Genomic DNA, 9,887 nt, shown 5'->3' with positions numbered 1-9,887 from the left:
CTTGAAATGATGGAGCACAGTCAGCCCGCCAACCAAGACACCCCGTCGAATGTCCAGGACACCTTGTTGTCCGAGAACCCGTATGGGACTTGGCCTGCGGAAACCATCAGGGCCAGCGGCCGCGTGCACCGCGCAAACAGGCCGGACACACGTCTGCTTCTGACCAGTGCAAAATTATTTCAAAAATGTCTTGCTATGCAGGGGCTATCCACACAGGACTTTCGCTGCATGCGCAGAATTGAGAGATGGTCGAACTCACAGTTGGCGGACAATGCTGCCGTTCGAAAACTCAACAATACCCAGCTGGATGCAAATGTGTTAGCAAACCGGATGACACTCCAGACCTCGCATAGAACAAGTGCCTCGCCGTCATATGCACTGGCTGCAATTGGTGTGTTGTTCGCCTCAATCTGCTTTGGTGTTGTTCCGTTTTTTGCGCGTGGTTTAACGGAACAAGGGCTAGCCCCCCATGCCGTTGCTTTCTTTCGCTACGTCATCACTGCGTTTGTTCTGTTACCCGTCTTGATCAAACAGGTCTCCGCTTGGCGAGAGGTTGGTTGGGGCATGTCCGCTGGAGCTGCGATGGGGCTAGGTTGGATCGGTTACGTCGCTGCCGTCGAAGTTGCCCCGGCATCTACCGTTGGCGTGCTCTACATGACCTATCCCGTCTTCACTGTCTTTCTGGCGTGGTTGTTGTTTGGTGACACCGCCACCCGTCGTGCTTTGATCGCCTCAGCTATGATATTCGTAGCTGCTTTGATTGCAGGAAATCCGCAAGTCGTTCCAGCCAGTCAAATACCAGCTCTAATTGTTTCACTGGCTGCACCACTTGGTTTCGGGTTTGGTATTTGCGTGCTCGTCCACCGCCTTTCACGCATTCCTCCGCTCGCACGGGTCGCATCGGTCAGTTTGGGCGCAATGGTTGCGCTCTGCCCGCTGATGGTCGTATCTGAGGCTCAAGACGTCATCCCACAAACAGCAACCGTCTGGGTTCTTGTTGCAGGACTGGCAATTGTCTCCGCGCTTGTTCCACAACTGATTTATACCATTTGCTCCCCCGTGATCGGGACATCGCGAACTGCGGTTTTTGGAAGCATCGAACTTCCAACCATGTTTGCTGTGAGCATCTTGGTGTTTGGAGAAAAATTGACAGTGCCTCAGTTCGTCGCCTGCGTGCTCATTTTGGCTGCAATTGCCCTGACGCAAAGCAAAGTCACGCGAAACGTGTCCACAAATCTGTCAAAATCCTAGCCGCAAACGATGTCCGCTTTGGGCTCATTACCGCCATTAGCTGCGCTGGTCGCAGATGACTATGGTACGAACAAAGCAGTCATTTGACGAGATTACACTAAACTAGAACTTGTTCTTTTAAATAGAGTAATTCCAGCTCGAACCTCTCGACCAATCCTTTGGCATCATCCAAATTCCGGAGAAAAATTGCTGAGGCGTCAAACCCAGGCTGATTGTCGCTTGTCCAGACATAATTACCCGCTCCAACTTCTCGTTGCAGCCAACAGTAAATTTCGTCGTATTGCAAACCGTATCCTGTCTCGGGGCATTTCACTCGAACCCGGACCGGAAACTTACGTTCTGCATTGTTTTTCAAACGGCTTCTGCTTCGAGATCTCATTCGGAACAATTAGAGAACATCATACGTTTGACGCAAGTTATTTTTGCTTCAGTTTCAAACTTTCTTGGAGCAACGCGTGCACCTCACCTCGAATTCTTTTCCACTCCCGCGTCCTCATTCCATGCCGATAGGCTGGGTTTTCCTGCCCGGCACCATGCCCACCACCCGCGCCATGCATACGGCAGACCGTCCATCCCCGCACCGCAGGGTTCTTACAAGGAAGACCCGTGCGTTTGCACCGTGCCGTGCATCTTGGGGCCGCATGAGCGCTTTGCATGGGGTTGGTGTCACTTTTCATCTTGGCCTCTCCCCCGGTCGACGTTTCCGACAATCGCCTGGCCGCCGTCTTCCACATTGACGTGCTGGACTGTCACGGTCTGCTTGCCGCCGTTTCGATGTTTTCGCAGCGCCTCCATCTGGGACACATAAGCGCGCGCAAGTTTGGTATAACCTGAGTAATGCGCCTTCGCCTGTTCGAGCTGATCCGCATTGGCCAGCCACCTTGCAGATCGCACCACCGCAACATGGGTGGCTGCCATCTGCACAGACAAGAGACGCTCAAAGGCATCCCTTGGCTTCATGTCAGCAACAGCTGCAACCATGAACCGCCGCTCATCATTGGCCGCATTTTCATCACTGGCCTCTTCGTACCTCAGAACCTTCAGGCAATGCTTGAGAAGATCTTCCGCAAGCTCCGGCATGTCTGTTCCAAAAATCGTTTTCAGCGCATCCTCGTGCTCCATTAGGGCCATGTGTCCGTCCTTCGGGTTGCCCGACATCGAAAGACCGACCGAGCTCTCGAGACGATTGGACTTCTCCACGTCCTTCGTTTTGGCTTTCTTTTGTGCCTTGGTCTCTTTCGCCATGTGCCTGTATCCTTTCCTCTGCTCTGAAGAGAGTGGTTAGTATTAGTGTTCCGTTTCAGAACCGAAGGAGCGCCTTGATTTGGCCCTGACGGGTTCTGAGATGGAACCATGAGCGGGTTTTGGGTTCCCAAATGGAACCACGGAAGACCCTGACGGTTCCATTTCAGAACCGCGTTTTGTTTTTTCAGATCGCCAGGAGCGCCAATCCTGGGTTGGCGTCTCGCGCCCTTTGGCGCGCTGCATCGGTTTTGTGGTCAAGCGCCATTGGTGGGCACGACGGTGATACCAGTTGCCTTCCTGCTCCATCGCAAGGAAACCTTTCTCGACCAATTCCTGATAGGCCCGTTGCGCGCTGGCCTTGCCTATGCCCAGAAGATCCGCCGCTTCTGCATAAGACAGCGTCAACCGTCCATTGTTGCCGCCGTTGTAGCGACAGTGCAGCTCGAACCACAGGCGCATCGCAGTGCCAGACAAGGACCGCCAGGCCTCGCTTTTGATCATGGCGTAGGGCACATTCACATACTGCCCGTCTTCAGGCCGTTTTCCTTTGCGCCGCCCCATTATGATCTCCCGATCTGCGCAGGCAGGCGCTCAAGGCTGGGCCAGTTGGTTGAGCCATCGGCTTGAAGGCCCGTCCAGCGCCGGATCAGGGCGTCACGGGTGCGACAGTAGGCAAGGCTGTCCCATCGCACTCCACCGTGCCTCACACCGGCGCGGCACTGGATGATCCACTGCAGATGGTCCTTGCAGGCAATCACGCGGTACAAATCTCCGCGCAGGATAACAGAATGATAGCCCTCTACGCTTTCTCGGTGATCAGTACCCTGTGCCAGATCCCCAACATCCGATTGGAGTGGTTTGAATTCAGTCATCCCTGATCACTCCTCTTCGTATTCGGATGGGCTCAACCGAGTTGGTGCCGGGGCACAGATAAAAGCGTTTGCGGATTTCAGTTGCGGGCGTGGGCCGTTTTCTGGCATCAGATGAGATGTCTCGTCTGGCATCCAATGTCAGCGGAAGAACCCCGGCCCCGAAAGTGGAGTTGGGGTTTTTCATTAGGCGGCCTCATTGCTGGGGTCGATGCGGCGGGCGTTCAGCCAGGCATTCAGATCTGCCCCGTGATAAGCAATGCGCCGTCCAATCCGGATAAAGGCTGGCCCCACATTGCGGTGCCGCCATTGCGCAAGTTTTTCCCGGCTACCCAGAACCTCAAGTTCCGGATCGCCAAGCAAATAGGTTCGGTTGCTTTCAAAGATATCTGCCATCGATAAAACCTCATCGGTTGCTTCTGATGGCTTACGGTGGCGCTTAATGTACTCTTCTTGAAGAGGCCTCGTAGGAAGTAATTAGAACCAAGAATTACTTCCTATTTCTTCTTTCTCTATCGTAGTTTTGCACTTGCCTACCTGAAATGGGAAATCCAGCTTCAGTCAATTCTGCCGCTACAGCTTCTGCACTTAAGTGTTCGGGTTTACCATCTGGATATCGTCGAAGAAACTCGCTTCTAGCTCCAGTTGGCTTCACGCCCCTTTTAAGTTGATGCCCCCTGTTTTCTTCCATTCGCGCGAAGATTGCGGGCAGCCCCCAACGAGCTTCGATTGCTGAAATTGTTTCAAAAAACTCGGGAAAGTTTTGTGGTAAATCATCTTCACGCCAAACTATTGCTCGTTCAAGAAACGGCTCGACGTGGATTTTATAGTAGCGATCAAAAGGGCTATCATCAAAAAAATGAGAGCACTCTTTGAAACCAGAGAGCGAATTGTTTTTAAGACATATAGTACCAAGTTCAAAATCTATGAAACAGTACCTGTCTGCCAAACTATTTCGGCCGAACCTGCCTTTGTCGAAATATTCAAAAATTTTGCTGAGAGCAGATGTATTCCTTATTGGCCAGCAAGGGTCCACCCAATCCAATCTATCAAGATGTAAGAAAATATAGTCATCAGGGCGCATAATGTTTCCCTCAGATGAAACTAACAAAGTATCAAATCGCATCAACAATTTTGAAAAAATACAATGAAATATCACGGCTACGTTGAGGGCATCTTCATTAGCCGTAGCTAAGTACTTTCTCCAGTGTTTATCTTCAGATGTTGCTGTGAAATTTGGGTTACTGCTTCGAAGTTGCTTTAAACGGTAAGAAGCCAACATAGATTCAGCATTTTTTGTTTCTCGAAATACACGCTCAGGTTCGTTTCCGAGCTCTTCGACCAAATAGGCTAAGTAAATTTTGTGCGCCCAGTCAGATATGAATTCGGTCATCCGACTAAAACCAACGTATCCTTCCGGCGAAAACATTTTGTTACATTGCCACCTTTCTAAAATTCATGCACGAAGTTCGACCAATACTCAGCTAATTCCCTCCTCCTTTCTAGCAAATCCGACCGCGCATAGGCCCGCTCAACATCTGTTCCAACCTGATGCGCTAGGGCTGCCTCAGCCAATTCTCGCGGGGCTTTGGCACATTCCGCCGCCCAATCGCGAAAGCTGCTGCGAAAGCCATGCACGGTCACATGCTTGATCCCGATCCGGCGCAGCAACATAAGCATCGACATATTAGACAACGGCTGATGACGTTTCTGCCCTTCAAATACATATTCGGATGCCATGGCTTGCAGCGGCTCCAGAATAGACAGCATTTCATCTGTCAGGGGGACACGATGCTCGACTGCCGTTTTCATCCGCTCGGCCGGGATCGTCCACAGCCTGGCGTCAAAATCAACCTCGGGCCACTTCATCTCTAGCACTTCCGAGGTGCGGCAGGCCGTCAGCATGGTGAATCTCAGGGCCTTGGCCGCCATTGCCTTGCGCTTGGCCAGACCTGCATAGAAAGCTGGCACCTCTTGCCATGGCATGGCCTCGTGATGCTGTACCTTGGCGCGGACGGTTGGCAGGACCTTGGCATCACGAATTTCCGTCACAGGGTTTTCACCAGTCCGAAACCCTTTTGACTTCGCAACATCCAAAACTGTCTTGATCCGTTGCGACAACCGCCTCGCCGTTTCATACTTTTCCGTCCAGATCGGAGAAAGGCACATCAGCACCTCGGGCTGTCCAATGCTATCCACTGGCATGCGCCCGATTTTGGGAAAGGCATAGTCTCTCAGCGTGTTCAGCCATTGTTGGCCGTGTTTGGCATTCTTCCATGTGGGCAGGCGCTCGATATGCACCTGGCGGCACAGTTCTTCGAATGTCGGGACTTCTTGGACTGCATTGTATCTCGGATTGAGCCCTGCCTTGGCCATGCGCCGATACTCAAGCGCGCGTTCTCGGGCTTGGTTCAGGGTCACCACATCAGCGCCACCTAAACCAAAATCTGTTCGAAGCGGCGCACCCTTGCGATTTTTCTGGCCTTTGACTGTGACCCGCACTATCCAACGCCGCGCACCGGAGGGATCGACAACCAGATACAGGCCAGACCCATCCCCATGACGCCCCGGTCCAAGATTCTCAACGAGCTTCTTTGTCAGCTTTCCGCTCAGTGCGACCATGCAACATACCACAAATTATACCACTCAATGAAAGTATACGGGTATAATCAGGTGAAATTCAATAAAATCCTCGGGTGGAGCAATCGCCATAAAAATATGACATTAAAGGCATCTAACTACACCAGATGAAATTGAATGAAATGTGGTAGTGGCGGAGCGACAGGGATTCGAACCCTGGAGACGGTCTCCCGCCTACACACTTTCCAGGCGTGCGCCTTCGACCACTCGGCCACCGCTCCGTGGCGCCGGTCGTATCTTATAACCCTTGGCAATGGCAAGGCTATTTCGGGAGCTAGAGGTATTTTTCTTCAAATGCCGTCCGGGGTTAAGAGAACTGTTGTTCAATAAACAGATTTCAGACGGTTAACGCCCTCCATCACCGCCTCCGTCGCCACCTCCACCGTCGCCGTCACTCTGCCCTCCTCCAAGGTCGGCTTCGGAGACGTACATCGACGAGGCAGCAGTATCCTCCCCCTGTTTTTGCGTTTGTCGCGCAACGCCAGCAAGGCCACCTTGTTGTTCTGCGTCGATGCTACGCATCCAAATATCGCGCTGTGGGAACGGAATAGAAATGCCTTCTTCGGTAAACCGACGGGCGATTTCGTGATTCATATCTGACCGTACATTCAACACCCAGTTCACATCGCGCAGAATGGCACGGATCTCAAAATCTATCGAACTGTCGCCAAAGCCCTGAAACACCACATAGGGTGCTGGATCCGCCAGTACCATCGGATGTGCTTCGCCAATCTCCATCAGGATTTTTTCGACCCGGCGCGTGTCTGTACCGTAAGCGACGCCGACGGGAACAATCACTCGGCCAATGGTGTTTCCGCGAGTGTAATTGGTGACCGTGCCGCTGACCAAATCTGAATTTGGGACGATCACATCATAACGATCGAAGGTCTCGATCCGGGTCGCACGCACGCTGATATCACGCACGTAGCCCATGTTTCCACCAACCTCAATCCAGTCACCTTCGGAAATGGGACGCTCGATCAACAGGATGATGCCTGAGACAAAGTTGGACACAATGGTTTGTAGACCAAAGCCGATCCCGACCGACAGAGCACCCGCAACAATCGCGATCGAACTGAGGTTGATCCCGGCGGAAACGATGGCAGCCAGGGCCGCCAAAAAGATTCCGATATAACCAAAGCCCGAAACCATGGCACTTTGGGCGCCCGGGTCCAGTTTGGTTTTCGGCAGAACGGTGGCTTTCAGCGCGCCTTGGATCAAGCGGGTTGCTAGAAACCCAATGACAAAGACAATGACCAAAGTAAAAAACACGGTTGGTGAAATCTGGGTTTCTCCCAGCGATACACCTTCATTCAGCTTGGTCCAATATTCGGTCAGGGTGGCCCAACGCGCACCCCAGACCAAAGCTAGAATTGGTAAGATTAGCACCGAAAGGCAGAAGTTAATCACCACCAGAATGAGAGAATCCGAAGCTCTGCTGCGCCCGTGCGTCAGCATCACGTACACTTGCCCCACAAGGCGTTGCACGACCAAAAGCGCGCCCCAGATCTGAAGCGATAATAAGGTTGGCAACATCAAGCCTTGTGCAGCTGCGAAATACCCCACAGCACCCAATATAGGCGGCGCAATAGCCAAACCCATCAATGTGCGGGCAGTCAGATGAGACAAGCGTGAACGATAGGTAGCTTCACCACATTCACTTTCGCGAATGCGGCTATGAATAAGAACCAATTGTGCTAACCGGAACAACAGCAGTGCTGCAATCACGATGAGCGGGTACAAGATCACATTACGGGTTGCAGATTCCCAGTCTCCGATTTGCGCCACATCGAATGTAAAAAGATATAAGCCGGTTACTGCACCCAAAAAATCACCACACCAACGTCCAGTTTTGCGTTGCGCCGATGTCAACCGCAGGATCGGTTCGGTTTGTTCAAGGGGCGAAAAAACTCTCTGTGTCAGCCAGCGCGCGAACAGATAAACAGCCATCGATGGTAGGGTCGACTTGAGAATGAAGTCCCCGCGCAGCCCCACAAATCCGCTCAGATAAACCCCTTGGACGAAGATGAACACTCCAAGCAAGGGCAGGAACATACTGCTGAGGGACACGAGAAAACCCAAGGCGCGACGGGCTGCAGGAGGATCGGAGCCCAGCACGTTGTCCGTCAGACGCTGCCCCCAACTTCTTCCCTTTACCAGCAAGAACAGCCCAATGAGCGCCAAAACAATCGCGATCGGTGTCCTTTCGATAATTTCCTTGAAATGTTTAGGATTATCCCATGCCGAAGCAATCTCGCTATGAATATCGCGCAGCGTAGTCCCAACTGTAAACAACGCCTCTTCCCAGTGTTTAGGGTTCAGCGGTGAGGGACCTAGCGTTAGAAACTCTTTCTTGCGGCGTTCGCGGAGCAGGTCATCAACCCCACTGATCATCCCATCGGCCCGGCGATACGCCAGCTCTGCTCGTTTAACCGGGGCCTCCAACTCGGACAATCGGGTATTCAGGTCTTCGCGTTGTTGGGCAGTGTCGGCGTCCTCGGTGCCACTTTCCGGAACAGGTCCAAGCGCCGCCAACTGATCGTTCACGATCGCAATCGCGTTGCTGTTGACTGAGCCGCGATCACGAAACTCTTCACGCCAGTTGGCCAGTTCGTCGCGCAGATCCTCAAACCCTACCGTCGACATCTTTTCCGTTTCGATTGCGTCTTCCGCAACCGACGCAGTTTTCTGCCACGTCTCGTAATCAGGGACCACACTGCCATCTTGTGCCCACGCGGCTGCCCCCCAAAGTACTGTTAGGGTCAGACAGATCGCAGCCAAAAGATGTTTTGCAACGGTGATCACTCGACAAAGACCCCTGGGATGGATTCTGGCGCTTGCGAAATCCAGCTTGGGAGCGGCAGGTTTTTCTCGCGCAGGAAGTCAGGATTGAACATTTTAGACTGGTAGCGCGTGCCATAGTCACACAGCATGGTGACGATGGTGTGACCCGGACCCATTTCGCGCGCCATCCGCATCGCACCTGCAATGTTGATGCCCGATGAACCGCCAAGACAAAGACCCTCATGTTCGAGCAGGTCATAAACGATGGGCAATGCCTCATCGTCTGGGATCTGGAACAACATATCGGGGGTAAACCCTTCGAGGTTGGCGGTCACCCGCCCCTGCCCAATACCTTCGGTGATCGAGCTGCCCTCGGCCGCTGCCTTGCCATCAAGATAAATGGTGTACATCCCCGAGCCCATCGGATCAGCCAGTGCCATTTTGACCCCTTTTGGCTGCAGCGCTTCGCCTACTCCCGCCAAAGTACCGCCTGATCCGATTGCGCTGACAAAACCGTCAACTTTGCCGCCGGTCTGCTTCCAGATTTCGGGGCCGGTGGTTTCAACATGTGCTTGACGGTTTGCAACGTTGTCGAACTGATTGGCCCAGATCGCACCGTTTTCTTCAGTTTCAGCCAGTTTTTCGGCCAATCGCCCGGAATAGCGAACATAGTTATTAGGGTTGCTGTATGGGGCTGCGGGCACCTGCACCAATTCGGCCCCGGCCAGACGGATCATATCCTTTTTTTCTTGGCTTTGGGTTTCCGGGATCACAATGACGGTTTTGAACCCCAATGAGGCTCCCACGAGCGCGAGACCGATGCCCGTGTTACCAGCGGTACCTTCAACAATGGTGCCGCCAGGACGCAGATCACCGCGGGCAATTGCGTCTTGAATTATAAAGAGCGCGGCGCGGTCTTTGACCGACTGGCCGGGGTTCATGAACTCGGCCTTGCCAAGGATCTCACAGCCTGTGGCCTCGCTGGCCCGGCGCAACCGGATAAGGGGGGTGTTACCAATGGCGGCGGCCAGATCCTTGTGTACGTGCATTCCGCGTGCTCCTTAGAAAAATGCCCCCAAGATGTAGAGGCTGCGGAAC

At 53.1% G+C, this 9,887-nt stretch carries 10 protein-coding genes and 1 tRNA gene; 1 reads left to right on the top strand and 10 read right to left on the bottom strand.

The window, feature by feature from the left end; genetic code table 11:
- A partial coding sequence (locus ROA7450_RS02670) for a DMT family transporter (protein WP_234999391.1) occupies window positions 1-1,251 on the top strand: 1,251 nt, incomplete at its 5' end.
- A 666-nt stretch (window positions 1,252-1,917) separates the two neighbouring features.
- Here the strand turns inward: ROA7450_RS02670 and ROA7450_RS02660 are convergent.
- From ROA7450_RS02660 to ROA7450_RS02620, 10 genes are all read right to left on the bottom strand, one after another.
- Window positions 1,918-2,496, bottom strand: coding sequence for a hypothetical protein (locus ROA7450_RS02660; RefSeq protein ID WP_085804101.1), 579 nt, complete (start codon window positions 2,494-2,496; stop codon window positions 1,918-1,920).
- A 42-nt stretch (window positions 2,497-2,538) separates the two neighbouring features.
- Complete coding sequence (locus tag ROA7450_RS02655; RefSeq protein WP_085804100.1) at window positions 2,539-3,057, bottom strand: helix-turn-helix domain-containing protein; 519 nt, start codon at window positions 3,055-3,057, stop codon at window positions 2,539-2,541.
- Entirely contained in the window at window positions 3,057-3,368 is a 312-nt protein-coding gene (locus ROA7450_RS02650) for a hypothetical protein (RefSeq protein WP_085804099.1), read from the bottom strand. Before ROA7450_RS02650 ends, ROA7450_RS02655 begins: the two co-directional genes overlap by 1 nt.
- Window positions 3,361-3,552 (bottom strand): hypothetical protein, encoded by a 192-nt coding sequence (locus ROA7450_RS20710; RefSeq protein ID WP_143534325.1) that lies wholly within the window; start codon window positions 3,550-3,552, stop codon window positions 3,361-3,363. Before ROA7450_RS20710 ends, ROA7450_RS02650 begins: the two co-directional genes overlap by 8 nt.
- Window positions 3,552-3,761: a helix-turn-helix transcriptional regulator gene (locus tag ROA7450_RS02645; protein WP_085804098.1), complete on the bottom strand. Its 210-nt coding sequence runs from the start codon at window positions 3,759-3,761 to the stop codon at window positions 3,552-3,554. Before ROA7450_RS02645 ends, ROA7450_RS20710 begins: the two co-directional genes overlap by 1 nt.
- A gap of 94 nt (window positions 3,762-3,855) precedes the next feature.
- On the bottom strand, window positions 3,856-4,794 hold the full coding sequence (locus ROA7450_RS02640; protein WP_143534324.1) for a hypothetical protein: 939 nt from the start codon (window positions 4,792-4,794) through the stop codon (window positions 3,856-3,858).
- 20 nt (window positions 4,795-4,814) lie between these two features.
- On the bottom strand, window positions 4,815-5,987 hold the full coding sequence (locus ROA7450_RS02635; RefSeq protein WP_085804096.1) for a tyrosine-type recombinase/integrase: 1,173 nt from the start codon (window positions 5,985-5,987) through the stop codon (window positions 4,815-4,817).
- A 149-nt stretch (window positions 5,988-6,136) separates the two neighbouring features.
- Window positions 6,137-6,226: transfer RNA gene (locus ROA7450_RS02630), tRNA-Ser, on the bottom strand.
- A 124-nt stretch (window positions 6,227-6,350) separates the two neighbouring features.
- Window positions 6,351-8,810 carry a DUF3772 domain-containing protein gene (locus tag ROA7450_RS02625; protein WP_234999389.1) on the bottom strand — a complete coding sequence of 820 codons (2,460 nt, stop codon included), beginning with the start codon at window positions 8,808-8,810 and terminating at the stop codon, window positions 6,351-6,353.
- Window positions 8,807-9,838 (bottom strand): cysteine synthase A, encoded by a 1,032-nt coding sequence (locus tag ROA7450_RS02620; protein ID WP_085804095.1) that lies wholly within the window; start codon window positions 9,836-9,838, stop codon window positions 8,807-8,809. Before ROA7450_RS02620 ends, ROA7450_RS02625 begins: the two co-directional genes overlap by 4 nt.
- Window positions 9,839-9,887: the final 49 nt, after the last annotated feature.

It is taken from the genome of Roseovarius albus (assembly GCF_900172335.1).
Classification (GTDB): Bacteria; Pseudomonadota; Alphaproteobacteria; order Rhodobacterales; family Rhodobacteraceae; genus Roseovarius; species Roseovarius albus.
This window is presented reverse-complemented; position numbering and strand designations above follow the sequence as displayed.

Excerpts from the sequence above, each read along its gene's own strand:
- ROA7450_RS02655 (WP_085804100.1), bottom strand. The coding sequence starts at position 3,057 with ATGGGGCGGCGCAAAGGAAAACGGCCTGAAGACGGGCAGTATGTGAAT.
- ROA7450_RS02660 (WP_085804101.1), bottom strand. The coding sequence starts at position 2,496 with ATGGCGAAAGAGACCAAGGCACAAAAGAAAGCCAAAACGAAGGACGTG.
- ROA7450_RS20710 (WP_143534325.1), bottom strand. The coding sequence starts at position 3,552 with ATGAAAAACCCCAACTCCACTTTCGGGGCCGGGGTTCTTCCGCTGACA.
- ROA7450_RS02650 (WP_085804099.1), bottom strand. The coding sequence starts at position 3,368 with ATGACTGAATTCAAACCACTCCAATCGGATGTTGGGGATCTGGCACAG.
- ROA7450_RS02640 (WP_143534324.1), bottom strand. The coding sequence starts at position 4,794 with ATGTTTTCGCCGGAAGGATACGTTGGTTTTAGTCGGATGACCGAATTC.
- ROA7450_RS02645 (WP_085804098.1), bottom strand. The coding sequence starts at position 3,761 with ATGGCAGATATCTTTGAAAGCAACCGAACCTATTTGCTTGGCGATCCG.
- ROA7450_RS02635 (WP_085804096.1), bottom strand. The coding sequence starts at position 5,987 with ATGGTCGCACTGAGCGGAAAGCTGACAAAGAAGCTCGTTGAGAATCTT.
- ROA7450_RS02620 (WP_085804095.1), bottom strand. The coding sequence starts at position 9,838 with ATGCACGTACACAAGGATCTGGCCGCCGCCATTGGTAACACCCCCCTT.